At 41.0% G+C, this 25,780-nt stretch carries 28 protein-coding genes and 1 pseudogene; 17 read left to right on the forward strand and 12 right to left on the reverse strand.

What is annotated here, in order from left to right; all coding sequences use genetic code 11:
* A partial coding sequence (locus IM515_RS24345) for a transposase (protein ID WP_287627140.1) occupies window positions 1-115 on the forward strand: 115 nt, incomplete at its 5' end.
* A gap of 449 nt (window positions 116-564) precedes the next feature.
* On the opposite strand, the gene IM515_RS24350 is transcribed toward IM515_RS24345, so the two are convergent.
* Window positions 565-2,016 (reverse strand): RecQ family ATP-dependent DNA helicase, encoded by a 1,452-nt coding sequence (locus tag IM515_RS24350; protein WP_287627128.1) that lies wholly within the window; start codon window positions 2,014-2,016, stop codon window positions 565-567.
* Window positions 2,017-2,291: 275 nt separating this feature from the next.
* On the opposite strand from IM515_RS24350, the gene IM515_RS24355 reads away from it, so the two are divergent.
* From IM515_RS24355 to IM515_RS24370, 4 genes are all read left to right on the forward strand, one after another.
* Entirely contained in the window at window positions 2,292-2,477 is a 186-nt protein-coding gene (locus tag IM515_RS24355; protein WP_002752941.1) for a DUF3285 domain-containing protein, read from the forward strand.
* 11 nt (window positions 2,478-2,488) lie between these two features.
* On the forward strand, window positions 2,489-3,001 hold the full coding sequence (gene ybeY, locus IM515_RS24360; protein ID WP_147068766.1) for an rRNA maturation RNase YbeY: 513 nt from the start codon (window positions 2,489-2,491) through the stop codon (window positions 2,999-3,001).
* Between the two features lie 28 nt (window positions 3,002-3,029).
* Entirely contained in the window at window positions 3,030-3,518 is a 489-nt protein-coding gene (locus tag IM515_RS24365; protein ID WP_002770904.1) for a diacylglycerol kinase family protein, read from the forward strand.
* A gap of 672 nt (window positions 3,519-4,190) precedes the next feature.
* A complete protein-coding gene (locus tag IM515_RS24370; RefSeq protein ID WP_002738935.1) occupies window positions 4,191-4,430 on the forward strand; it encodes a DUF4327 family protein in 240 nt (79 codons plus the stop codon).
* 229 nt (window positions 4,431-4,659) lie between these two features.
* On the opposite strand, the gene IM515_RS24375 is transcribed toward IM515_RS24370, so the two are convergent.
* Window positions 4,660-5,850 (reverse strand): class I SAM-dependent methyltransferase, encoded by a 1,191-nt coding sequence (locus tag IM515_RS24375; protein WP_287627129.1) that lies wholly within the window; start codon window positions 5,848-5,850, stop codon window positions 4,660-4,662.
* A 286-nt stretch (window positions 5,851-6,136) separates the two neighbouring features.
* On the opposite strand from IM515_RS24375, the gene IM515_RS24380 reads away from it, so the two are divergent.
* From IM515_RS24380 to IM515_RS24395, 4 genes are all read left to right on the forward strand, one after another.
* A complete protein-coding gene (locus IM515_RS24380; protein ID WP_287627130.1) occupies window positions 6,137-7,417 on the forward strand; it encodes an AAA family ATPase in 1,281 nt (426 codons plus the stop codon).
* A complete protein-coding gene (locus tag IM515_RS24385) occupies window positions 7,414-7,701 on the forward strand; it encodes an HNH endonuclease family protein (RefSeq protein ID WP_287627131.1) in 288 nt (95 codons plus the stop codon). Before IM515_RS24380 ends, IM515_RS24385 begins: the two co-directional genes overlap by 4 nt.
* An 84-nt stretch (window positions 7,702-7,785) precedes the next feature.
* Entirely contained in the window at window positions 7,786-8,184 is a 399-nt protein-coding gene (locus IM515_RS24390) for an HNH endonuclease family protein (protein WP_287627132.1), read from the forward strand.
* Between the two features lie 316 nt (window positions 8,185-8,500).
* Entirely contained in the window at window positions 8,501-8,650 is a 150-nt protein-coding gene (locus tag IM515_RS24395; RefSeq protein ID WP_002752187.1) for a hypothetical protein, read from the forward strand.
* Between the two features lie 79 nt (window positions 8,651-8,729).
* On the opposite strand, the gene IM515_RS24400 is transcribed toward IM515_RS24395, so the two are convergent.
* The gene (locus IM515_RS24400) at window positions 8,730-9,110 is read right to left on the reverse strand and encodes a hypothetical protein (protein WP_287627133.1); all 381 of its coding nucleotides are present in this window, start codon (window positions 9,108-9,110) and stop codon (window positions 8,730-8,732) included.
* Between the two features lie 58 nt (window positions 9,111-9,168).
* Complete coding sequence (locus IM515_RS24405; protein ID WP_002770913.1) at window positions 9,169-9,534, reverse strand: phasin family protein; 366 nt, start codon at window positions 9,532-9,534, stop codon at window positions 9,169-9,171.
* Window positions 9,535-9,999: 465 nt separating this feature from the next.
* On the opposite strand from IM515_RS24405, the gene hemB reads away from it, so the two are divergent.
* On the forward strand, window positions 10,000-10,986 hold the full coding sequence (gene hemB, locus IM515_RS24410; RefSeq protein WP_190722184.1) for a porphobilinogen synthase: 987 nt from the start codon (window positions 10,000-10,002) through the stop codon (window positions 10,984-10,986).
* 64 nt (window positions 10,987-11,050) lie between these two features.
* On the opposite strand, the gene IM515_RS24415 is transcribed toward hemB, so the two are convergent.
* The 5 genes from IM515_RS24415 to lepA form a co-directional block, all read right to left on the reverse strand.
* A complete protein-coding gene (locus IM515_RS24415) occupies window positions 11,051-11,338 on the reverse strand; it encodes a DUF4164 family protein (protein ID WP_052278447.1) in 288 nt (95 codons plus the stop codon).
* Between the two features lie 141 nt (window positions 11,339-11,479).
* On the reverse strand, window positions 11,480-11,833 hold the full coding sequence (locus IM515_RS24420; RefSeq protein WP_193957672.1) for a DUF4164 family protein: 354 nt from the start codon (window positions 11,831-11,833) through the stop codon (window positions 11,480-11,482).
* 57 nt (window positions 11,834-11,890) lie between these two features.
* A complete protein-coding gene (locus tag IM515_RS24425) occupies window positions 11,891-13,705 on the reverse strand; it encodes an ABC transporter ATP-binding protein (RefSeq protein WP_287627134.1) in 1,815 nt (604 codons plus the stop codon).
* A 386-nt stretch (window positions 13,706-14,091) separates the two neighbouring features.
* The gene (locus IM515_RS24430) at window positions 14,092-15,270 is read right to left on the reverse strand and encodes an AAA family ATPase (protein WP_287627135.1); all 1,179 of its coding nucleotides are present in this window, start codon (window positions 15,268-15,270) and stop codon (window positions 14,092-14,094) included.
* 55 nt (window positions 15,271-15,325) lie between these two features.
* Complete coding sequence (lepA, locus tag IM515_RS24435; RefSeq protein ID WP_002744314.1) at window positions 15,326-17,137, reverse strand: translation elongation factor 4; 1,812 nt, start codon at window positions 17,135-17,137, stop codon at window positions 15,326-15,328.
* A 333-nt stretch (window positions 17,138-17,470) separates the two neighbouring features.
* Here lepA and IM515_RS24440 point away from each other — a divergent pair, with 333 nt between their 5' ends.
* The 7 genes from IM515_RS24440 (at window position 17,471) to IM515_RS24470 (ending at window position 24,631) form a co-directional block, all read left to right on the forward strand.
* Complete coding sequence (locus IM515_RS24440) at window positions 17,471-17,701, forward strand: type II toxin-antitoxin system CcdA family antitoxin (RefSeq protein ID WP_002732463.1); 231 nt, start codon at window positions 17,471-17,473, stop codon at window positions 17,699-17,701.
* 212 nt (window positions 17,702-17,913) lie between these two features.
* The gene (locus tag IM515_RS24445) at window positions 17,914-19,680 is read left to right on the forward strand and encodes an N-6 DNA methylase (protein ID WP_287627136.1); all 1,767 of its coding nucleotides are present in this window, start codon (window positions 17,914-17,916) and stop codon (window positions 19,678-19,680) included.
* On the forward strand, window positions 19,677-20,399 hold the full coding sequence (locus tag IM515_RS24450; RefSeq protein ID WP_002770928.1) for a restriction endonuclease subunit S: 723 nt from the start codon (window positions 19,677-19,679) through the stop codon (window positions 20,397-20,399). The genes IM515_RS24445 and IM515_RS24450 overlap by 4 nt, the downstream gene beginning before the upstream one ends.
* Before the next feature lie 228 nt (window positions 20,400-20,627).
* A complete protein-coding gene (locus tag IM515_RS24455; protein WP_287627137.1) occupies window positions 20,628-20,948 on the forward strand; it encodes a hypothetical protein in 321 nt (106 codons plus the stop codon).
* Entirely contained in the window at window positions 20,945-23,821 is a 2,877-nt protein-coding gene (locus IM515_RS24460; protein ID WP_287627138.1) for a CHAT domain-containing protein, read from the forward strand. The genes IM515_RS24455 and IM515_RS24460 overlap by 4 nt, the downstream gene beginning before the upstream one ends.
* Window positions 23,822-24,186: 365 nt before the next feature.
* Entirely contained in the window at window positions 24,187-24,447 is a 261-nt protein-coding gene (locus tag IM515_RS24465; RefSeq protein WP_110579526.1) for a DUF4258 domain-containing protein, read from the forward strand.
* A complete protein-coding gene (locus tag IM515_RS24470; protein ID WP_271955355.1) occupies window positions 24,434-24,631 on the forward strand; it encodes a DUF2283 domain-containing protein in 198 nt (65 codons plus the stop codon). The genes IM515_RS24465 and IM515_RS24470 overlap by 14 nt, the downstream gene beginning before the upstream one ends.
* A gap of 302 nt (window positions 24,632-24,933) precedes the next feature.
* Here the strand turns inward: IM515_RS24470 and IM515_RS24475 are convergent, their stop codons facing one another.
* The 3 genes and pseudogenes from IM515_RS24475 to IM515_RS24485 all read right to left on the reverse strand — a co-directional run.
* Window positions 24,934-25,224 (reverse strand): type II toxin-antitoxin system RelE/ParE family toxin, encoded by a 291-nt coding sequence (locus IM515_RS24475; protein WP_002734305.1) that lies wholly within the window; start codon window positions 25,222-25,224, stop codon window positions 24,934-24,936.
* Complete coding sequence (locus IM515_RS24480) at window positions 25,221-25,409, reverse strand: hypothetical protein (protein ID WP_069474714.1); 189 nt, start codon at window positions 25,407-25,409, stop codon at window positions 25,221-25,223. The genes IM515_RS24475 and IM515_RS24480 overlap by 4 nt, the downstream gene beginning before the upstream one ends.
* 105 nt (window positions 25,410-25,514) lie before the next feature.
* A pseudogene (locus IM515_RS24485) lies at window positions 25,515-25,780 on the reverse strand (DUF3782 domain-containing protein); the annotation flags it as partial.

Here is a 25,780-nt window from a genome sequence, read left to right on the forward strand (position 1 = left end):
AACAGTGGAAGGAATTAACAATAAACTGAAGGTGATTAAAAGGAGAGGCTATGGATTTAGAAACTTTAAAAACTTTAGTATTAGATGTTTATTAAATTGGCATTTTGCTAGTTGATTTTACATGGTAAGTTCGGAAGAACCGACATAATTAAACCCTTAAAAAGATTGAGATTAAAGCTTCACAGCAAATTTTTCTAAAAGCGTATAACTATTAATTATACAGAAACCAAGAACTTTCCCCCATATCACGCCCAAAAGCGTGTTAGCCAGATTAGCTTACTGCAAACAATCTCCTTTTAAGGAGACTTATCACAGAAGCTTTCTAGAAATCTAGCAAAGATTCTTATATCTGGCTGCACTTTGTCACAAAATTTCACTATTATTTCGGGTAAGGTATGGTAAATCCCTTGATAGATTCAATCGGGACTCACTTCTGGGAAAACCGCTATAGATCTCCTGCAAAAATCAAAAATCTGACCTTAGCTGAGGAGAATCCCAGACAGGAGGAGAAAAAAGACAGGAAAATTTAGTACAAATGCTCTGCTCTCCCTGCTTTGGCGCTTCCTAGCTTACCAGAGGTCGATTGCGACGACAATTATCGCAATGACCACAGCGAAAATTATCGGCATTTTCCTGAAAACCAAAGGCATTTAAGAGAAAGTGCCAACGACAGCGACGGGTATAGAGATAGGGAAATATCTCATTTCTGGGTTTAAAAGTCATCTTGGCGGAATTATGGCGATAAATAAGCCGATAATGAAAAGGATCGAGCCATTCTAGGCGATCGAGACTGTGTAAAAGGGAGAGAATGAGCGCACCATCGGGAAATTCGGCACTAATCGCCTCTACTTTGCCCTCTAGGGGAATTTGGGCTAAAATTTGCCAAGCTTGTCGGTATTGGCGTTCCTGTTGGGAGTTAAAGAATTTTTGCTGGTTTTTATCGCTATTATCTAACCATCCCGTCGGTTCACTAATTAAGGTGAGAGCCTGCATTTTACCGCCATCGCGACCACCGCGGCCGATTTCCTGTAGGTATTCCGATAGTAAAGCTGGGGGTTGGTAGTGGACAACCCAACGCACATCGGGTTTATTGATACCCATGCCAAAAGCTGAGGTACAGACAACAAAAGTTAAATCCCCCCGCAGCCAATTTTGTTCTATTTCCCGACGCTGAAAGGGCGATAAACCGGCATGATAGGCGCTGGTGCGATAGTGGAGAGATTGCAACCATGCCGCTAAATTTTCACTATGGCGACGGGAACGAGTATAGATCAGGCCGGATTGTCGAGGTTGACTGGTGAGGAAGTTTAATAGTTGATGACGACGACAACCGGGGCTAATACATATTTTGGTGCTTAAGTCAAGGTTTTGACGGTAAGGATTTATTAAGAAAAGCTGCGGTTTTTCTAGTTGTAAGACGCGGGTGAGAGTCTCACGGGTAACAGGGTTAGCGGTGGCGGTAAAAGCAGCGATCGCTATTTGGCTGCCGGCCGGTTTCGATTGTAGAAGAGCGGGACGGACAGCCCCAAGACGACGGTAAGCAGGACGAAAATTATCGCCCCACTGGGTTAAACAATGGGCCTCGTCGAGGATGAGAGCGTTAATTTTAACGTGGGGAAGGGTTAATTTTGACCAGAGGGGCGGACTTAAGAGGGTTTCCGGCGAAAGATAGAGAAGTCGCAGGGTTTGATCTGCGATCGCTGCTAAGGTTTTCTTTCTCTGTTGTCGGGGGATTTCGTGATGAATCAGGGCGACGGGTAGTTTTTTGGCTAATAATTCCTCCACCTGATTTTCCATTAGGGCTACTAGGGGAGAAATCACTAGGGTTAAGCCGGTTTTTAATAAAGCGGGCAGTTGAAAACAGATAGATTTACCAAATCCCGTGGGCATGACAATTAGGGCATCCTTTGCCGCTAGAATTGTCTCGATAATCTCCTGTTGGGGAAAGCGAAAGCTATCATAGCCCCAAATTTTCTGAAAAATAGTCTGGATGCTTTCGGTATCGTGGGAAGACATGGTTAGACTGCTGGGGTGTGGGGTGTGGGGTGTGGGGTGTGGGGAGGTGGGGAAGTGGGGAGGTGGGGAAATGGGGAAGTGGGGAGGTGGGGAAGTGGGGAAATTGAACTAAAACCCTAACACCCTAACACCCCAAAACCCCCAACAACGCGCACGCAGTGACCACTTTGACTATCCCGGACGGGTAACAATTTTTCCCATAATTGAATTTTTTTTGCACTTCTTTAATAATCTGTTACACTTATAGCGATCAATCCTTGTCTGGGGAATTACTGATGACTGAACCTGTTAGCACCACTGACCCCGCAGTAGAAACCGCCACCGAAGCGCAACCCAGTTACGTCAAGCTGGCGATGCGGAATATGGTCAAGAAAAAAGGCGTCTCGTTAAAACACTTTTTTTTAACTACGGCAGCCCTATTAGGCTTTTTTGTCGGTATTTCCTATCTGACGCGTCCCTAGGGTGAAATCTGGTGAGTGAGACTTTACCCCTAGGGGTGGATTTGTGCCTACAGGATAATTATTTTGATCCCGGAAATAGTCCTGTGGATGGGGAAACTTGGCACTATTGGTTGGAGACATGGTTAGGCTATCTATCGGATTATCTCCCCCTTGCCGCCGGTTATGAACTAAGTTTGCGCTTAACAGACGATCGAGAAATTCAGACCTATAATTGCCAATATCGCCACAAAGATCAACCGACGGATGTTCTCGCTTTTGCCACTCTCGAAGTGGATTTCCCAGTCGATGAGCGCATTTTAGAGACAGAACCTTTATATTTGGGGGATATTATCATCTCTGTGGAGACAGCACAACAACAGGCTTTAACACAAAATCATCCTTTGGCGCGAGAATTGGCCTGGTTAACTGCCCACGCTTGTTTACATCTTTTGGGTTGGGACCATCCCGATGAAACAAGTCTGTTAGAAATGCTATCTTTACAGGAAACTTTGTTAAAAACCGTCGAAATGCCGATACATAGTTAGTTATTTTTGTCAAGCATTATTGAGGAATATGAAGACAAATTATCATCAAGCCAACCAATCTGCCAGCATACCTAATCCCTATCTCAACAATAATTTTATCCCTCGATCGGGACAGGTGAGTGAGGGTAACAATCCCAGTCAAAGAGAATACGCTTGGCAAGTCGCCTCGAATCTGTTAGTCAGTTTTCGCTACGCTTGGGCCGGAGTCCGTTATGCTTTTGTCAGTCAAAGAAATTTTCGCATTCACACCCTGATTACCCTAGTAGCGGTTAGTTGGGGCTTATTTTTGCGGGTTGATGCCCTGGAAATGGCGATTGTCACCCTTACCTGCGCTCTGGTGATGGTCTTAGAATTAATTAACACTGCCCTAGAATCAGTGGTAGATCTGACGGTGGGGCAATCCTACCATGATTTAGCCAAAATAGCGAAAGATTGTGCCGCTGGTGCCGTTTTAATCGCCTCGATCGCCGCTTTACTCGTAGCGGCTTTTATTTTTATTCCCCATTTATTAGCTTAAGCGGGAAACTTTTTTCAGTGTTGCCAAAGGCACGGCGTAGCCGTCCAGTAAACAGTAAACAGAAAACTCAAATCTGATCACTGATCAGCTGTACTGAATTTAAAACGCTCAGGGAAAAATTAAGTACAAATGCTCTGACTTCCTCTCCCTGCTGCCAACTCCAGCACTCCGGTGCAGTCTTAACCAGTAATATTAGATAGGGTTTGCGGCAAAAAGTACGGGCGAAGCATTCGGATAGAAAATCTCCGGTTTCAGCGATAGGTTATTGCCCGAATGCTTCGCCCCTACAGGACGCGGGCCGATGAAGATGCAAGGTTTTGAACCACGATTCTCTCAAAATCTTGCACCTGTGGGAGCAAGAAAATCCCCAAAACCCTTACCTTGCATACATTTCACATTTATTCAGCAAACTCTAGATAGTCAACAGCTTAACTGATCACCGATAACTGATCACTGATAACTGATCACTGATTCGGTATAAGGGGACTCGACAGCTTTTAGCCGATAAATTTAACTTTTCTTCACCTCAGCCTAAACTGGTGAGGGGAGAGGGTTTCGCTATATATAAAAAATTGTCATCCTCGATACAGCAAAAAATCTCTTTTGTCCCCTTGTAGGTTAGACTATAGTTATTGATAAGACTTCTTTTGTAGATCTTGCAGGAAATCTCCCATGAGTGCCATAACTTTCTCCACCGCTCCCACCGCTTACTCTATCAGGATGATTAAGGACGAAGTCCGTCAGATGGTAGAACAGGGGGTAGTGAGCAGACACCAACCGATCTACACCCTCTGTCAGTTCATTCCCCCCCGGGAGTGGGTTTGTGTTGAATGTGAACTAGAACGATGTGACTACCTTCTCAGAGATCAAATTGGTGACTTAATCGCCTCGGAATCTTGGGATAATGATTAAACTCTCCCGTTTACCGATCTGGGTAAAAATCGGACCAATCAGAAATTTATCAGCCTTGTCCACTCTATATAACTATTATAATTCAGCCCTAGTCATTTCTGGGGCTGAAACTATGGCGAGAGAGGGGGATAATTGTTAAGAAACAAGAATTTTTGGCAAGATTTAGCCAAGTTAGTTTACAAGTTACCCATTGCCAAGGGACGCTATCTCTAACATCCCCAAGTTTTCCCTAACTTAAAACCAGTAGTTGGCGCTGTTGTAAAGAACGCACACCAGTTAATCCTAAACCAACTTGAGCATCGATTGCTCCCACGCTTAAACGACCATCACAAGCTTGTAAAAAAGCAAATTCTCTCTCCGAAAGATTAACTGGCCGATAATCATAATCTAGAACACTTGCACTAGGCCAACCGTAAAGACAGGGATGAACTTCGGCCACTGCATTCTCTAGGACTTGATCCCGGGACCAATCGGCAGTCAAAATCGGTGGTTTAGCGAGGAAAAATTCATAGTGGGTGATTTCTGGGTCTAATAATTCCGTCAAGCGATAACGTTCCCTTTCCCCTAAATTTTGCGCTCTAGCCATCAATTCGGGGGATTTACCCAATAAACGCTCTAATTGCCAGTAGGAAGGGTTAGAAAAGCCAATAAAGGCTAATCCTGACGCGTCAATCAGTTGAAAGAGGGTATCGATATTGTAGTCCACTTCCCGGGGGTGAACGTACATATCAGCGAAGGACTCATCGCGATGATTTTCCATTGACCAACGCTCTTTTTCCCGTTTCAAAATGCGATTATTTTCTGGTAGAGAGGCAAAAATCTCTCGGCCGACAGCGACCCCATCCTTATAATCTCCGCGTCGGTCTCCCTGCAAAAGTGCGATCGCAGATTGCATTAACTGGATTTCCCAGCGTCCCAATTGTGCATAGACGAAAATATGCAGCAGACCACCGGGGGCCAGTTTTTGCGCGAGGGATTGAATCCCTTTAATCGGGTCCGGGAGATGGTGCAGCACCCCGACGCAGTTAATTAAATCAAATTCTCCGGGGAGATTAGTGGCCGATTCAAGAGGTAAATGGTGAAAATCGAGAGAACCTCGGTGTTTTGCTGCGACTCCCGAACGATTACAGCGTTCTTTGGCAATTTCTAGAGCTTTTTCACTGATATCTATAGCGACTACATGAGCGAAAGGGTTGAGCGCGAGCAGATATTCGGTTCCCGCACCGGTACCACAACCCGCATCGAGAATCCGGATATCCTCTCGTTCGGGTTTACGATGACAACAAAAGTTATAGGCAGCAATCCAATTCCAGCGCCAATTGTAACCCGGAGGGGGTTCGTCTAGGAGCGGTTCGGGAGGGAAAGGATAGGTATTGTAGAGACGTTGTACAGCAGTGCGAATAGTAGCGTCGTCGGACATGAAAATTGGCGGAGTTTAGGATAACACTCGATCGATTGTCTCACAGAGGGCAGCGATCGGGAAAGTCGGCCGGGGTTTTTTTGAGTTGGTCGGGGGTAAATTATAAATAATCATTATGAATATCCGGTTCTGTGCTAAAACTAGATATTATTTCTTTGGTCGATATTTTTTTCTATTCCTTGTCCTACTGTCTCTTAACCCTATCTAAGTTTTACTGGCAATTATTCGAGAGTCATTCTCTAACAATTATCTCAACTATAAGCAAATATTGCCGATACAAAAAACCATGAGAATTAAGTCTATAAAGCTTATTAATTATCGAGGTGCAGTCAGTTTAAACATCGACTTTCATCGGCAATTAAATGTATTTATAGGAGTTAATGGTGCGGGAAAATCTACCATTTTGGATAGTTTGTCTATTATGCTTTCCTGGTTAGTTAATCGCCTAAAAAATACTAATGCCAGTGGACGAAAGATTAGCGAAACCGAGATTAATAATGGTCAGGGGACGGCTATAATTGAAACCACTGGGGTGACGGAAGATAGTCAAGAGATTACTTGGAAAATAGTAAAAACTAGGACTGGATATAGCCACGCTGGAGAACGGAGTAATTTTAGCCAATTAAATGATTATACTAAAAAAATACAACTGCAAATTACTGAACATCAAGGACAAATTAACTTACCTTTATTTGTTTATTATTCTGTTAATCGAGCAGTGCTGGATATACCATTAAAAATTAAAACAAAACATCAATTTGATTCTCTAAGTGCCTACGAAAATGCTTTAACCAGTGGATCAGATTTTCGCACTTTTTTTGAATGGTTTCGCGAACGTGAAGATTTAGAAAATGAAAATAGAAAATATCAGTATGATCTAATTAAACCAGAAGGTTTTTGTTTTCCCGATCCCCAATTGGAAGCGGTTCGGGAAACAATCGAACGTTTTCTACCCGATTTTACTAATCTTAGCGTCCGTCGTAATCCCTTGAGAATGGAAGTAACAAAAAAGAATGAAATAGTTACTGTTAATCAACTTTCTGATGGAGAAAAATGTCTGATTGCTATGCTGGGAGATTTAGCTCGAAGAATGGCGATTGCTAATCCTCAAAATCCTGATCCCTTAACGGGTAATGGCGTTATTATTATTGACGAAATTGATTTACATTTACATCCTCAATGGCAAAGATTTGTAGTACCTAAATTACTAGAAATTTTTCCTAACTGTCAATTTTTTATTTCCACCCATTCTCCTAATATTATCACTCATGTTCAACCAGAAAGTTTACACTTCATGGAACAAACAGAAATGGGAATAAAATTTCATCCCGTGCAGGAGTCCTACGGCAAAAATGTTGATCGAATTTTGGAAGATTTGATGGGGTTAGAGACAACTCGTCCCAAGGAAATCGCTGAAGCTTTGAAATATATCTATGAACAAATTTCTCAAAATCAATTAGAGGCAGCTAAAAATAAAATCAATGATCTCAGAGCTAAAATTCAAAATGATCCAGAATTAATTAAAGCTGAAGTTATTATTCGACGCAAGGAAATTATCGGAAAATGAAGTATATTAGAAAAAGACAAGAACCACCAGAGTTTAAGAATTGGAAAGAGCAAGCTAACTCAGATTGGCAGCCCGACTTTAAAAATTTAGCAGGAAAACCAAAAGAAATACTAATTGAAGCTTTGATGACAGAACAGGGGGAAATATGTTGTTATTGTGAAAGTCGATTGGTTGATGGTAAATGCCATATAGAACATTTTAAACCTCAAAGTGATCCCACTGTTGATCCCTTAGATTATGCCAATTTGCTATTTGCTATGGGAGCATCTCATTTATGCAAGTGAGTAATTATACTTATCCCTAAAACTGGTTTCTAGCAAGGCTTTCAAAATAGCTTGACATAAAAACCTGATTTAGGAGTTACAAAGGTGAGATGCTCCCATTTGCTATGTTACTGTCAGGCAAATCTTAAGCTTGGTGAACCTCGGCACTGTGGTAATCTAAAAAATAGCTGGTTTGATGAAAATCTCTTAATCTCTCTACTTAATCCCGATTGTGAGTCTCACTTTGCCTTTAACTATGATGGCACAATTAAACCTGCACAAGAAGATGATCAAAAAGCGATTAATACTATCGAAAAGTTGGGATTAAACCTCAATAAAATCAACGACTTTCGTCAGAAAGCCATCGAACCTTTTTTGGATGAGGAGATAGATAATGCTCAATTAAAAGTTCTTGTCAATGGATATTTATGCTTAGATGATCAACAAAGATACAGTCCTTTCTGGACAACAATCAAATATCTGTTCAGCGATTTAATTGAATAATTTTTCCTTGACAAAAAGACAAGAATTATTAAGCTAGGTGGGTGGAATTAAATATAAGATGAACGTAGGTTGGGTTGAAGCATGAAACCCAACGCCAGATCATGTTACGCTACCGCTAACCCATCCTACAAATAATTGTGCCTCCCTACTTATAAAAGTTTAAATAAACAAAAAAAATATAAAGTATTATGAAGATTATTCAAGAATTGTCTCAAAAGTCAACAATTGATGAGATTCTGGCCAGATAATGGGGATGGAGGGGTGAATCAACCTGATCCGAAAAAGAGATTGTTGTCGAGAGTCGGAGAGAAAAGCAATGAATATCAAGGATACATTACACAATTTTGTCCAGTACCTAACAGAGGCTTTCGCTCGCATTTTTAGTCCCAACAATGATGAATATCCCGATGTGGGGATGCAGCCTTTTGATTCTGAACCTTACCATGCTCCCAAGGGTAATTCTTAACTAGAAATGACAGATAACTGCTTTGAGATAAAAGTTATGGGTAGGGATAATAACCCTACCTGATTTTATAGGAAAATAATTAATCCTCTGCTTGCCAATCGGGACAGCTATCACTATCCCAACCGTAGGGATGGAAACCGCAGACGAGAAGATTGCCTCCGTAGATATAACCGTGATAATTACGGCAACCGATACAAGCAGGATGGGTGTTAGGATCGGGGTTAACCTTGGGAGTGAGCATAAAATCCGAGGGTTCATCTAATTCCGAAAATAGGGATTCATCGAGGTTAAAAAATTCCTCTAATTCCTGGGGTAAAACCTCTTGAATAAACTGTTCCAGATCGATGATAATTTCCTCATTGATTTCTTCGATAGTTTGGGTAACTTCTTGGAAAAAATTTTCAATTCCCAGTGCTACAGTTTCGATAACTTCCCAAAAATCTTTCTGCCAATCGTCCATGTTTATACTTGCGTCCCTTGTCTGGTAATAATTAATTATTTGTCCCTAAAATTAGGTTTTAATCCTGTTGCAGTTTCCGTAATTCCTCCTGAAGACGTTCCACCTTTTGCCGCAATTCATCTACTTTTGGCTCGGCTGCTTTGGTGTCCTCCTCATCTTCAATAATTTCTATCCGTCGGGGTTCATGGGGAATATTAGATTCGTTAGCTGCCACCGTTTGCTGTTGTGCCTGTTTCACCAACTCATCAACGTATTTCCTTGCTTCTTCCGTCGTCATTTCGCCACGAGAAATCATTTCATCGGCTAATTTTTGGGCTTGATTTCTTAATTCTTGTAAATTTACTTCAGCTTTTTCGGCGGCATAAGTAGCAATGCCTACGCCCAAATAAACTGCTTTTTTGACTAAATCACCTAAGTTGGCCATAGCAAAAATCCTGAATCGATCGCTCTTACCTACTAGAATAAACGATCCTTCTCCCAAATGGAGATGGGTTTTAGGGTGTTGGGGTTTTAGGGTGTTGGGGTTTTAGTTGAAATTTCCCCATCTCCCCATTTCCCCATCTCCCCATCTCCCCATCTCCCCATTTCCCCATCTCCCCATCTGCCTAATCCTCTGATGAGGTAAAGTTTTGTAAAGAGATGCGGTGGTGGCGACAGCAAAAGTTATCGGTATAAAGATTAAATTTTAGTCAAATTGCTGGTTTTTCGCCCTTAAAACGATGATAAAGCCTCATTAGGTCATTTTTTACCTAAATAGTTTGATTAAGCTCAAAATAACTAAATGTTGCGGATAGCTGCTGGCAGCCCGCAGCCGGCTGAATCGATTTGTGTTCATCCTCAGCAAAGATTTAAACTAAAGACCAGATTCCCGATTTAATCACAAAAAACTATGTTTCCTATTCATCGCCCCCGTCGTCTGCGTCAAACCCCTCAAATGCGCCGTCTGGTGAGTGAAACCGTCTTGACAGCTAATGACTTTATCTATCCTCTTTTCGCCACGGCGGGGGAAGGTATTGCCCGGGAAGTCAAATCGATGCCGGGGGTGTACCAATTATCAATCGATAAAATTGTTGACGAAGCCAAGGAAGTGCGGGATTTAGGAATCCCAGCGATTATTTTATTCGGGCTGCCAGAAAGTAAAGACACAGAGGCGACGGGAGCATGGCACGATCATGGTATTGTGCAGAAAGCGGCCACAGCAATTAAAGAGGCAGTTCCCGATCTACTCATTGTCGCCGATACTTGTTTGTGTGAATATACCAACCACGGTCATTGTGGTTATCTACAAACGGGAGATTTAACCGGCAGGGTGTTAAACGATCCTACTCTGGGATTATTGCAAAAAACCGCCGTTTCCCAGGTAAAAGCGGGAGTGGATATCATTGCACCGTCGGGAATGATGGATGGTTTTGTGCAGGCAATTCGTCAAGGATTGGATGAGGCGGGTTATAGTGATACACCGATTCTTTCCTATACAGCTAAATATGCCTCTGCCTATTATGGTCCGTTTCGGGATGCGGCTGATTCTACCCCCCAATTCGGCGATCGCAGAACCTACCAAATGGATCCGGGTAATGCCAGGGAAGCCTTAAAAGAGGTGGAATTAGACGTATTAGAGGGGGCAGATATGTTAATGGTGAAACCTGCTCTATCTTACATGGATATTATCTGGAGAATCAAAGAAATGACTAATTTACCCGTGGCTGCCTACAATGTGTCGGGGGAATATTCAATGATTAAAGCGGCGGCGTTAAATGGCTGGATTGACGAAAAACGGGTGACTTTAGAGACTTTAACCAGCTTTAAACGGGCGGGTGCCGATATTATCTTAACCTACCACGCTAAGGATGCCGTGCGCTGGTTAGCAGAGGGTTAAACTTGATGATTGAACCCACCATGCCGATCAGGATAAGGGGGTGGTGAGGTTGCTACTATTAATTCTAGGGATTACCTGAAAAAAATACTTTCCAACCGGCTGTAGCGATCGCACTTGCCAAAAGAATAATTAATGTCCAGACCTGATTTTTTTGGGTTCCTTCCACTGATTTCAGGCGATTATCGATTCCCTCAACCTTTTCGGTTAACTTTGCCTGTCCTACCTCTAGCTTATTTAACCGTTCGTCGATTTTGTCAAATTTTTGATTAACATCTTTTTGGAGATTGTCAATTTTCCCTTCAATCCTAGTCAAAACAGCTTCTAGGGAATAGGTAACGGTTTCGTTAGACATGGTATCAACTTCCATTAGATATATTGTCTCGGTCCGCTATCGGGGACTATTTTAAGACTAAACCGGTTTGAGGTTGTCTGAGAACATCATTTTTCCGGGATGACAAAACTTGAAACTGTGACTAATAGCCACGGTTTAATTCTAGGGATTACCTGAAAAAAATACTTTCCAACCAGCAGTAGCGATCGCACTTGCCAAAAGAATAATTAATGTCCAAACCTGATTTTTTTGGGTTCCTTCCACTGATTTTAGGCGATTATCGATTCCTTCAACCTTTTCGGTTAACTTTGCCTGTCCTACCTCTAGCTTATTTAACCGTTCGTCGATTTTGTCAAATTTCTGGTTAAAATCTTTTTGGAGACTTTCAAATTTTTGGTCAACATCTTTTTGGAAACTGTCAAATTTTTGGTTAACATCTTTTTGGAGATTGTCAATTTTCCCCTCAATCCTAGTCAAAACAGCTTCTAGGGAATAGGTAACGGTTTCGTTAGACATAGTATCAACTCCCATTAGATATATTTTCTCGGTTCCCTATCGGGGACTATTTTAAGACTAAACCAGTTCGCCACTTTCTTGCAAAGAGTGGAGACGTTGATAGATTCCCTGCTGATTTAATAATTGATCATGGCTACCGATCTCGACAATGCGACCATTATCTAAGACGACAATTTGATCAGCTTCTCGAACGGTACTAAGACGGTGGGCAATAATAATCGTGGTGCGAGTGCCTAAAATGGATTTCATAGCTAGTTGAATGGCTCTTTCTGACTCATAATCTAAGCTAGAAGTGGCCTCATCAAACACTAACACATCTGGATCAACAATTAACGCTCTAGCAATTCCTAATCGCTGTCTTTGTCCCCCCGAAAGACGCACGCCCCTTTCCCCTACAATAGTGGAATAACCATTAGATAATTCCTGAATAAATTCATCGACACGGGCAATTTTACAGGCTTCTTCTACCTTCTCGAAGCTAATATTAGGATTACCGTAGGTGAGATTTTCTAACACCGTACCATTAAACACATCTACTTCTTGATGGACAATCGCTAACCGTCGCCGATACCAAGTCACATCCAAGCGACTAATATCCTCGCCATCTATCATAATTTGCCCTTGATTCGGTTCAAAATAGCGGAAAAGTAACTTAACTAAAGTGGATTTTCCTGAACCAGATCTTCCGACTAATGCCACGGTTTGATAGGGTTCAATCAGCAGATTAATATCCTTAATAATCGTTCTTTCTGGACTATAGCCAAAGCTAAGATTACTTAATTCTACTTTCCCGGTAAAATGATAGGGATTATGTTGAGCATGATCGGCTAAAAGACTACCAGCATCAGTTCCACTAGGCAAGTTAATAAATTTGTTTAGACGTGCCATAGAAGCATAGCGACGAGCGAAAGTTTCTGCCATTTGGGATAGGGGATCTAATTCCGCATAGGCCATACTAGCGAGGGTATAGGTGGTGATAAAATGCCCGATCGAGATTTTCTGTTGAACGGTAGCTAGGAGAGTAAAGAAAAATACTCCAAATAAACTAGCCTGGACGAGGGTTTTTTCCCAAGTTATTAAGTCCACATAACCCTTATGAATGCGATGGATAACGTAGGTAAATTCTCTCTCTAAACGCTGTTTTTGACGATATAATTCCTGTCCTTCTGTGGCAAAAGCTTTGACGGTCTTGATATTAGTAATAATCTCAGAATTGCGACTTTGGGTATTTTCGATATGCCGATCAAGAATTCTTTCTTTTTGCATTAAATCTTTTAAATCTCTTAAAATAAAAGCTACAATTAATACAAAGGAAATAAGAAAAGTAAGGGCGATCTGCCATTGAATTATCCAAATAACAATAAAGATACCGAAAACTCTAAACAGTTTTGGGATCATCATTCCCGCCACTTCAGGATAAGTCCAAGTATGATTTTCTATGCCTTTGGCGATCCGGTTAGCGATGCGTCCTGGATTATTTTCATCATAAAAAGATAGGGGTAAGGTGAGAATTTTGGCAATAATTTTTCTGAGATGATCTCGTCTCGCTCTTAAGGATATTTCCCAGTGAAACCATACACCCAGCCAAGGCTGAATTGGTGCTTTAATTACCGTGGTTAGGAAAATTAAGCCTAATAATACTGCCAAACTAACCCACTTTTCTGAGGCAAAGGGAGTTAAAACCATGGTGCGATCGACTAAAGATTGCACGAATCCATCTAAAGGCTGATGAGAAAGAACATTAAGAATCTGTCCGACAGCGTAGGGAACCATCAGATCGATAATTTCAAAGACACTGGAGGCAGCAATGCTCAAAAAGGCGGCTTTTTGATAATTGCGATAGTAACTGATAATATCCCGTAAGGAAGCCATAACATCAAGTAAATTGCCAATTTTTAACTTCTATCTGGTAACTGCTAACTGAAGAGACTAAAGGCACTTTTGGGATTGTTTTTCTGGAGTTACCATTATACTACAATACTACAAAAATCTGCCGACCTAGAAATTTCTAGGACAAAAGCCTTGTCATAGTCTTGTATTCTCAATCAGCTATTAGTCAGGAGACGATGCCAGATCAGCTTATATTTCATCCTCGTCAGAAGCACCAGAGATCAATTTATCTAAAATTTTGACGAATATTATCACAAAAATTAATAAATTTCTGAAAGGTTTTTAAGTGTTCAGTTTTATCGATACGCTGTATTATAAAGCTTTTTTTCGGTACTTCTTCCTTCAACTAAAAAATAAATATTCATCGATTAACTAATTCCTTGGGGAAATTCTTCTAAGACATTGATAAGATCAATAAAGGCTTTTTGTCGAGTTTTAGAAATATGAAAATCAGCCGCATTGTGTACCTGAATTACTCCTCCTTTACGAGTGACTATTTTCCAATAGGCAGGACTGATATTATTAATTATATAGGGATGATGACTGGTAATAATAAACTGTAAATCTCGATAATTAACTAATAAATCTTCTGTTAAAGTGTCCAAACAGTTAACCCCCAAACTATTTTCAAATTCATCGATTAATATAACGCTCCCATCAGGAGATAATTTGATCGTTGCTAAGAACATCAGGCTTTTTATCATTCCAGAGGAGATATTTGTTTCTACAATCCAGACATGAGAGTTTTTTTCTTTTATTTGTATGCGAGGTGGCTCTTCAAGTAAACCAATTCTAGTTAATGAAACAAGCAGATCACCTAGTTCGGATGGCTCTAAAGATTCTATTTTTAAATCTTCAACTTGAGGGAAAATATCTAAAAACTTTCTCTTTATTATCTCGAACGTATCAGGATATTTTTTATAAGTGATCAGTAGTTTGTCGGAAATAGGAAGTTGACTCGATTGTAATTCAGAGAGAGAGTTATATTCGGCATATTCGTAGTTTATAAAGATTTTAGCCAATGTTGAAGATGAGATATTAAACTCAAGTGGATTGAAAATCATTTTGTTAAATTCCTGTCGAACAGGGAAAACATCTTCTTCTTGATTGAAAAGCTCTATACAGCTTAAATAAGATGGTAGTTTTGGTGTCTTTGAATGTTTAAACTCAATTACCTCTTGATTTCTTGCGATCAAAACCTCTTGATCTTTTAAAAGAGTTTCCCTAATTATACTAACCTTATTTTCGCCGTCATTACTATTGACTTCATCTTCTTCAATCTTGATGAGAGAACGAGCTTTTCTAACCTCAAATTCACCCAACCAATGATAACGAACATGATCATTGGTTAAAAGTTCTACATCCCATTTTACTCCATTTATAGACTCACCGTTAGCGATTCTTTTTAAATTACTAATAGCCTTTAAAATCGAGGTTTTTCCTGCACCTGAGATACCAACTAATAAATTCAAATCTGGAAAAAATTTGCAAGAATCTATACTTAATCCAGAGGCTAAATCTTGATAGGATAATCTCAAAAGTTTCATAATAATTAGCCACTGCCAAAACTAAAAAGGGTGAGGATTGACTCACCCCAAGATTTTACTGAGGATCGAGTTTTAGGACTGCCATAAATGCCTCTTGCGGGACATCAACAGTGCCGATCGCTTTCATCCGTTTCTTCCCTTTTGCTTGCTTGTCTAACAGCTTTTTCTTGCGGCTAATATCGCCACCATAACACTTAGCTAAGACATCCTTTCTTAAAGCGGGAATATGTTCACTAGCGATAATTTTAGAACCAATAGCTGCTTGAATGGGAACCTTAAATTGATGCCGGGGAATCAATTCTTTTAACTTTTCGGTTAAAGCGCGACCAACATAATAAGCTTTATCCCGGTGAACGATCATCGCTAAAGCATCAACGGGATCACCATTGACCATAATATCTAATTTAACTAGCTCATTTTCCCGATAGCCAATTAATTGATATTCCATACTAGCATAACCGCGCGATCGAGATTTTAATTGATCAAAAAAGTCCGTCACCACTTCTGCTAAAGGTAACTCATAAATCAAAGCGGTGCGAGTTTTAGTAAAATAACGCATATCCTTGAAAACTCCCCGACGACTTTGACATAATTCCATCAAAGCGCCTACATAGGTTTCCGGAGTAATCATTTCCACTTGGATATAAGGTTCCTCAATTTTTTCCCGTTTTTGTGGGGAAGGTAACAAACTAGGGTTATCCACTTCGACAATTTCCCCATCGGTGGTAGTTACCCGATAAACTACCGAGGGAGCAGTGGTAATTAAATCTAAGTTATATTCCCTTTCTAGTCTTTCCTGGACGATTTCCATGTGTAGCAATCCCAAGAAACCGCAACGGAAACCAAAACCCATGGCGCTAGAAGTTTCCGGTTCGTAGGATAGAGCTGCATCGTTTAATTTTAACTTTTCCAGCGCATCTTTGAGATCGGCATACTGATCAGCATCCGTGGGGAATAATCCGCAGAAAACCATCGGTTTTGCTTCCGTATAACCGGGTAAAGGCTCTTGTGCTGGTTTAGCGGTTAGAGTAATCGTATCACCCACCCGGGCATCGGCAACAGTTTTAATCGCGGCTGCCAGATAACCCACTTCTCCCGCGTGCAGTTCATTTACTTGCACCTGTTGCGGTGATAAAATTCCCAATTCATCGATCACAAATTCTTTACCAGAAGCCATAAAACGAATTTTATCGCCCTTTTTCACCCGACCATCCATAACGCGGAAATAGACAATTACTCCTCGATAAGCGTCGTAATAACTATCAAAAATTAAAGCTCGGAAGGGTTCTTCGAGGGTATCTTGGGGAGGGGGAACTAATTGGACGATCGACTCTAGAATATCATTAATACCGATCCCAGCCTTAGCCGAGGCCCGAATCGCCTCACTACAGTCTAAACCCACCACTTCCTCGATTTCTGCTGCGACTCGTTCCGGTTCGGCACTGGGTAGGTCGATTTTATTTAAAACTGGGATAATTTCGAGGTTATTTTCCAGTGCTAGGTAAACATTGGCTAAAGTTTGCGCCTCCACGCCTTGGGACGCATCCACAACTAATAAAGCTCCCTCGCACGCCGCTAGAGACCGAGAAACCTCGTAGGAAAAATCCACATGGCCGGGGGTATCAATCAGATTGAGAACGTATTTTTGACCATCCTTAGCGGTATAATCCATGCGTGCCGCTTGTAACTTGATGGTGATACCTCGTTCCCGTTCCAAGTCCATATTATCGAGAAATTGTTCTTTCATCTCCCGTTGGGCTACGGTTCCTGTAATTTGCAGGAGGCGATCGGCGAGAGTTGATTTACCATGATCGATATGAGCGATGATGGAAAAATTGCGAATGCGAGAAACGGGAACGTCAGTCATCGTGGTTCACTGCTGGCAAAAGTCAGGGGTTTATAAAATTTTAGATTCCTTAATTCATTGTAGAGGTAAAGTCTCTAAGGCTGGAGCAAAAGTGAAAAGTAAAAGGTAAAAAAAGCTAAACTGCAAGTATAGTTAGGGTTTCGGCCTTGGCTTCCCCTCTCGGCATCCACAGGAAACTATGGTAGGCTTGATTATGCTGACAAAATCAGGCAAAGGGCAATGGCTAAGGAAAGGCTCTATGATTTGTCCAAATCGGATTACCATAGATAAACTCTTGGATAAGAATCCTCGACTGACGGGTAGAATGATAGATAGCAATCATTAATAGAGCTTATGAACGACAATGCTACACCGACTCAGCGCACGGCGGAGAAAGTTGAAATCGCTATTCACCTTGACTCGGAAGTTTTAGACCAGATTAAACACCTGACTAACGATCCTAGTCGCATTATCGAAACAGCGATTAAACAGTGGCTAAGAGGAGAGAAACAACCAGATGAGGACTTAACCCGTCATCTTCGACGCAATCCCCCCGTACCACCCAAAGGGGAATGGAATGACTAAGATTTTTCAGTCTCTAATAGGTTATTTCCCGACGGAGAGACTGAAATATTTTCTTAGGTCAACCATTGATGGTAATTGAGATTTTTTCCCCAACTAAGCTGGTTAATAGTAGTATTGCCTGTAACAGCAACGCAACGGTTTAAGCTATTTACCTACTGCTCTGGTTTGCAGTAGGCTTAGTTATCGTGTAACCCATAGGTGTATAGATTATTATGCCGTTGAATAAACAGGCTATCTTAGATGACATTTTTCGCAAAGCACCACCGTTGAACTCTGAGGACGACTGTGCTGAGAATGTTGTTATTCCTTTCATAATGAGGCTTGGTTACGACAGGAACCAGATACGTCGAAAAGTCTCAATCACTGGAACTTCAGGACATAGATTTAGAAAGCAAGCTGATATCGTTGTTTATATTGGGGAACGTCCGGCTCTTGTGGTTGAAACCAAGCGTATTCAGCATCGATTGAGCGAGGAGGATGTTAACCAAGCGCTTTCCTATGCTCAACTTCTTGAACCATCTACACCAATTGCAGTTCTGACTAATGGACGTGATTGGGAGATTTATTATTTGGATAGAGACGATATTGGCGGATTAGAATCCGTTCCTGAACCGCAAGAGCTTGAAAGCACAATACTTACTGTCTCTAGCAATGTAGTTCAATTGGGAAAGCGACAAGCTGCTGAGCGACTTTTAGTAACTATTGAAAATAAAGGTGACTTAGAAATAGCATTTAGGGAATGTCGAAAAGAGTTAGCTAAAGAAGGACTCATTGCCGAGTCTGCATTTGATGAGCTAACTAAAATTCTCACTTGTAAGTTTAACGAAGAGAAAAGAGATGCTGAAGGCCTTGCACCCAATCGCTTTACATCTTCCTGGCTTCTTGGCAGTGGACCTCTAGCTGCTTTACAGCAAATGTTTACTGACGCAAAACAGACTTTTAATGTATTCCCTACGGGAACTCAAATTCAAATTAGAAGCAACGAAACTGTTGAAAAAATTGTTCGTGAATTAGAGCCTTTTGGTCTTTATGGTTTTAAGACACCACTTGCCTTGGCTGGAGCAGGAGGAGATGTAGTTGGTTCTGTTTATGAAGCCTTTCTTACTGGAACACTCCGAGGGGACTTAGGACAGTATTTAACCCCAAGACAATTAGTTGAGTTCATGGTTGAGATAGCTGATATAAAAATTGGAGAAAAAGTCCTTGATTTATCATGCGGAAGTGGTGGCTTTCTTATTAGAGCGTTTATTAATGTCCGCAAAAAAATTCGATTTCTTGATTCTAGCCAAGATGAAAAAGATCATTTAGTTAGTAATCTTGTCACGAATAATCTATGGGGAATTGAGATAAATCCTCGGTTAGCCACTTTATGTCGAATAAATATGATTTTACATGGTGATGGCTATGAACATATTTATACAGGAGATTCAATTAGAGAAGATGTTTTTGAGAATACAGATGGACGCAGAACTGATTTTTTAAATATTGAGCAAAATAACGCAGCAATGTTTGATGTAATTCTCATTAATCCCCCGTTCAATATACCCTATGAAGATTCTGCTACTTTAAACCGGTATTATCTAGGACGAGGTAAAGCTGCTCAAGGTTCAGACTATTTGGTTCTTGAGAGAGCAATTCGACTATTAAAGCCTGAAACTGGACGTTTGCTAGTTATTTTGCCCCATGGTGTTGCCAGCGGAGTTTCCGAGACTGAAGTTCGCAACTTTGTGAAATCTCGTACACATATTCATGGTTGTATAAGCTTACCTGTCGGATCATTTAAGCCGTTTGGGGGGTCTAATGCTAGAACCTGTGTTTTGTATCTCAAGAAGACTACTGGAGACAATAAAAAGCGTTTTTTAGCACAAGCAGAACAGGTTGGCTATGACATTACCTCAAAATATTATAGAGAAACTGATCTCAATGATTTACCTGTTATCGCGGAAGCCTATCATAGAGTAAAACTAAAATTGCAATGACTATCGAGTTAATTAAATCAGACCCTTTAATATTAACAATCACTGAAGAATCAGCCCGTAGTATCGATACAGTTGATGCTGGTGCAGCTTATACACAATATTTGCATGAGCAAATAGGTGAGTTTGAACAGCAGCCTTTAGGAAACTTTGTAGATGTTGTATCAAGAAGCGTTAATCCACGCTCTAGTAGATATGCTGGTCAAATATTTGAATATATAGATTTACGAGAAGTAGATGATATTTATGGCTATATATTAACTCTTAAACTTAATCAAGGAAATGAGATTGGAAGTACAAAACATCGCTTTCAAAAGAATGACATTCTCTTCGCCAAGATCATGCCCAGCTTGGCCAACAAAAAGATTGCGCTAGTAACTCAAGATGTAACTAACGCAGTAGCTTCAACTGAATTTATTGTTTTGCGAAAAAAATCACAAGCCGAGATTAATCTTTATTACCTTTTTCGGGCTTTACGTTCTGATCATTTTACCCGACAAGCGACAGCAAACGTTACTGGTGCAACGGGGCGACAGAGAATTAGCCCGTCTAGATTACTAGAATTACAAATAATTGTTCCCCCAGAAGAGATTCAAACACAAATTGGAGATGCTGTCGAACAAGAGTTTACGCTAAGGACATTGGCGGCAGAACAATCAAAGAAAGCTGATGACTTAGCTCAGCTTGTACTTGGTAATCTAACTCTTAGAACCGACAGCTAGAAAGCGCGGAAGGTAGGTTGGGTTGACGACTGTTACCCAACACCCCATCCAATAACCAGGCAAAATCATTTATAATTATTTGATAATAGGACATTGGTTGGGTTTCGTGCTAAATTCGTTGAGTATAGGCTACATATCAGGACAGGCAAAAGGGGGAATAGATAATCAGTTTTTAATAAACGGATTTAGGATCATTTTGCTTGGGTACTGACAGGAGGAACAAAACTGATGCGGATAGAAATTCAAGGAGCCGATGCTATCAAAGTTGCTCAGGATATCCTAGAGATGGAAGGGGTGCAAGGCAGCTACGAAGTTATCTCCGAAGAGGAGAAAGAGGGAACCCTTGCTACCATTGCCACCATCATCGGCATTATTAGCGGAACAATCGCCATCGCTGAGAAATTTTACCAGTTAAAGCGAAAAATTGACTCTCCTGAAACCCCGAAAATCGAACGAGTGTTAATTGTCAGCAAAAACGGCGATCGCCTGATGCTCAAAGATGCTACCCTAGAGCAACTACAAAAACTCTTGGAACAAGAAAAATCATGAAGATACTGCATATTGACCTTCAGGAGAGGGGTAGCAATAGCGTTGAGTTCCGATTTTTCTGGGATAACCCCAACCAGACTCGTACCTACACAAGATTTCTGAGTGAAATCAAAAATCTGAGCGGTAGGGCTGATACCGATTACTATACTCGTTTACCGGAAGATCACGCCAAAACAGGACAAGGTTTGTACCGATGGTTAGATGGTACAGAGCGCATTCTACAGAACGAATTAGATAGCCACCGGGGAGAGAAAATAGTTCTAGCTATCAGCACCAGCAAAGGATTAGTCCATCTACCCTGGGAATTATTACACGATGGTCAAAATTTTCTGGTGTCTAAGCTTCCCGCTATTGTTCCCATGCGGTGGATGAAAACCGGTAATGAAAGGCTGTTAACTGTGGACAACAACCCGCAGGATCGAGCCTTAAATGTGGTTTTCATGGCAAGTTCTGCTAAGGGTGTAAAGCCTATACTAGACTTTGAGGCAGAAGAAGGGAAGATCCTCAAAGCAACTAGAGGAAAACCCCTATCTTTAACCGTTGAAGAGAGCGGATGTATTCAAGAATTAGGCGAATTGATAGCCAGTAAAGATAGGGGATATTTCGATGTTATCCACCTGAGCGGACACGCCACCATCAAGGAGCGGAAACCCTATTTTATTACTGAGACGGAATACGGAGATAGGCAAGATACCAGCGCCGAAGATATTGCCAGAGAATTACAGTTTAATTTACCCAAGCTTTTGTTTTTATCAGGGTGTCGGACAGGCTACTCCGATGGTGATGAGATCCTTTCGATGGCCGAGAAGTTATTAGAAAATGGGGCTAAAGCTGTTTTGGGGTGGGGTCAACCCGTCAGGGATAACGAAGCTGCTGACACGGCGGCCATCCTCTACGAAAAGCTTTCCCAAGGCTTTACTTTAAGCGAGTCGTTAGCTTTTGCCTATCAGAAATTATTAGGAAATCAGGCCAGGGATTGGCATTGTTTACGCCTCTATGTGAGGGGAAGTATCCCAGAAGCTTTGGTAAAGAGGGGACAGAAAAAACCTTTACCTCCCGTATCCTTTGTTGACAAATTTGTGGACCCAGAAACGAAATATTTGCGGGTAGCCACACGGGAAACTTTTATCGGTCGCCGCCGTGATCTTCAGGATTGCTTGCAAGTGCTGAAAAAACCCTTTGATAATTCTAAAGCAATTCATAAAGCTGGGGTTTTCTTGCAAGGTTTTGGTGGTAACGGGAAAAGTACCCTCGCCGCTCGTCTGTGCGATCGCCTTCCAGACTATACTAAGCTTGTCTGGCATCAACAAATTGATCAAACTAGCTTAGTTGATACCCTAGCTAAAAAATTAGATCGTCCACAACGTCAAACTCTTCTGGATTCTAATGAGGATCTAGACTATCGCTTAAGGGATGTTTTTAGTCAGTTAAACCAGCCTTTTTTGCTCATCCTCGATGATTTAGAGTGGAACTTAGAATGTCCTTCATCCAGCGATGACTACATCCTTAAAGCAGGGGTAGCTCAACTATTGCAAGCTCTAGTTTGGGCGATACAGGAAACCAATTACTATCATCGCCTGATTATTACCTCGCGCTATACCTTCAATTCCCCTCTATTAGAGGAATTTTATCATCTGGAGTCTTTGCCCTCTTTCAAATACAAAGAGTCCGATTTACAAAAGAAATTGCGGCGGTTAGAGCATTTTAGTTCAGGTAAGATTGATAAAAACTATATAGAAAGAGCTTTAACCCTTGCTGATGGCAACCCCCGTCTGTTGGAATGGCTCAATAATGAGGTTTTAAGTTCAGGGGATATAGATGCTAAATTGCAGTCATTTGAGAATGAATCTGATGTTACTTGGCGCGATAAAATAGTCTGGCGGTTAGAAGAAAAACCGCAACTATTGACGGATGAAGCTCTTGAAAAAGTGGTCAGTAATTGCCTAATCTATGAAATTCCTGTCCCTTTGGCTGCTTTAGAAGCGGTTTGTCAATCTGTTCCCAACTATCAGAAAAAATTACAACAAGCACAAGATAAAGGTTTGATCGAGGTAATCCACAATGACGACAGAGAAACCCTCTACCGCGCCTCCCACATCAAACATATTAACCCCCATATCGAGCTTCCCAAAGATGCAAGTAAGCTATCTGGTTTAGCCGGAACAGCAGCCAAGGCTTTAACCGAACTTTGGGGGAATAAAGAGAACGAAAACGAGGAAAAATGGGTAGAGATTTTCCGTCTGGCTTTTGCAGAGACAGAAAACCCTGAAAGGTTTAGGCAACAATTCGATAAGATGATCTCGGTACAATATAACCGAGAAGCTGATAAGGCCTACGAAAAAGAACTGAGAAAACACAGGAAATATCTCAAAGCAAATACAGGGCAAATCTATCAAAAATTAGAAAGGTACCTAGAGCAACAGGATTGGAAAAAAGCTGACTACGAAACCGCTTTTATCATGTACCAATGGATGGTTATAAAAAATTTTGCTGACTTCTATATTTTTTTTAGATCTGTATCTCTAAAGGTAATCGATGAGATTGACCGCCTATGGGTGAAATACAGCGAAGGAAAATTTGGCATCAGGGGACAGGCGAAAATTTACCGTGACCTAAAGGGTAAGAAAAAGTACAATGAGGAAGTATGGGAACGTTTTGGTGCTCGCGTCGGTTGGCGAGAAGAAGACTGGTTGCAGCTTGAAGAAGCGTATCATGCTACAACACAGGCAGAAAGTCATTTTCCAATACTCATGTACAACCGTGTGTCTGGTTGTTCCCGTTTTGGGTTGTGGGGTTTGTGTGGGGCGGAGAGGGAGTTGTCAAGTAATATGCCCGGTGGGGTGGACGTTGTCTTCCCTCGCGTCAAGACTTAAAGGACTGTAGCATATAGGGTTACAAGATTTTGTGAACAATTATTAACGAGTAATTTTCCACGAAGCCATGCGGGTTCTGGGTTTCCGATACCTGTCACCGAGGGGTTAACCACCGCTCCGATGTTTTTGTAGTATGGTTCCTGCCACCTATGGAAATTTGCGCGGTGAATAGATAGCTCTATGAGAAAATAGAAAGGTAGTACAATCTTCTAAGCCAGATGTCTATAGCAGAGCTATTCCCCACTTTGAGAAATCTATCTCGTGCAGACAAGTTGAAGGTAATGCAATTTCTTGTCGCAGAACTAAGCAAAGACGAGGAGCCAAGCCTTAAAAAATCATGAATTATGAATCATGAATTATGAATTATGAAAGAGATTCGATTTAGCGATCATGCAAAATCAAAAATTGATATTCTTGCTAATCATGGAGTTACTCTTGTCCAAGAATTTATAATTGATACAATTCGGAAACCTGATAAAATAGAGAAGCTCCCAGAACAGAAAATTATCTATCAAAGGAAATTAAATGAAAACTTGGTTTTACGAGTAGTTTGTCGAGAAGTCAGTGCTTTTATTTTAGTAATTACTTTATATCCTGGAAAGAGGTCAAGATATGAAAAATATTAACTATAGCAAAGATGTCGATGCTTTGTTAATAGAGCTATCGGATAAACCAATCAGTTATGCAGAAGATGACGGACAAGTTATCCTACACTATTCTGACGATAATACACTGGTTCTCATCGAAATATTAGAATTCCGAAAATTCATATCAGAAGATGCTGTTACTGAGTTGCTATCAACCTTGTAGCTAGTTTTATAGTCTCTCTTCTCTCGCGTCAAGACTTAAGAGAGTGTAGCACATAGACTTACAAGATTTTGTCAACATTTACGAACGGGTAATTTTCGACGAAGCCATGCGGGTTCTGGGTTTTCGATACCTGTCACCGAGGGGGCAGCCACTCGCCCGATTTTTTTGTAGTATGGTTCCTGCTAGAAAGTTATGAGTGAGAAAATCTTTGTGTTCTTTGTGCCTTTGTGGTTCTTTCTTGCGCTTTTTGGTAATCTTCACTGCTGCCAGTAATTTACTCCCCCAATGGTCTTGGATTATCGTTAGTCCTGTGGATTTTCAATGTTTCGGGCCGCATGAAGTACCGCAATAACATCGATTTGCTCAGGTTTGATATAATAAATTATGCGATAAGAACCCTCGATAACTTCTCGGATCTGCTCAGTTTCAAACTCCGGAACAAGACGACCCGAAAAGGGAAAATTAGCAATCTGTTCTGAGCGTCTGGTCAATCTTTCCACCAGTCTTTGAGCATATTGAGGGGAGTTTTGTGATATGTAGTTGTAGATGGCTGATAAATGATTAACGGCGGTTTCTGTCCAGAAAACTTTCATGACTCTAGCTTGAACTTAGTGCGTACTTCTGCCACAGAAATAACCTTTTCCGCCTCACTATCGGCTAACCCCGCTTCAATTGCCTGTCTCACATAAATCTCATACATCAAATCATCCCATGTAGAATTATCTGGCAATTTATCGATTAAATTTCTGGCTTTTTGTTTAATATTTTTTATTTCCATGATGGTTTCCCAAATGACTCCTGACAGTTTACATTATCAACTATTCATTATTAATTAAAAGGGCGATCGCAAAATTACGCCTTCTTAAAAAAGAGATTAAACACCTTAAGCAAAACCCAAAGGTTGAAACTGAGCATCATTAATAATTTTAACCGTTTCCCCCGACTGCTTAATCACAAACAAACCGCGCCGATAGGCATAGACATCTATTCCCTGATCAATTTCAATTGCTGCCACTGCCCCATAAACCCGAAACTCTCGAAATTGGGGGAAAGCAACCTTAAATCGCTGTAATCGGCTGACAAAATCATCAACATCATCCCTCGACAGTCGAGATTTACATTCCACCGCCACCAACTCGCTCCCATTCA

The organism is Microcystis sp. M44BS1 (assembly GCF_020244875.1).
GTDB classification, from domain to species: Bacteria; Cyanobacteriota; Cyanobacteriia; order Cyanobacteriales; family Microcystaceae; genus Microcystis; species Microcystis panniformis.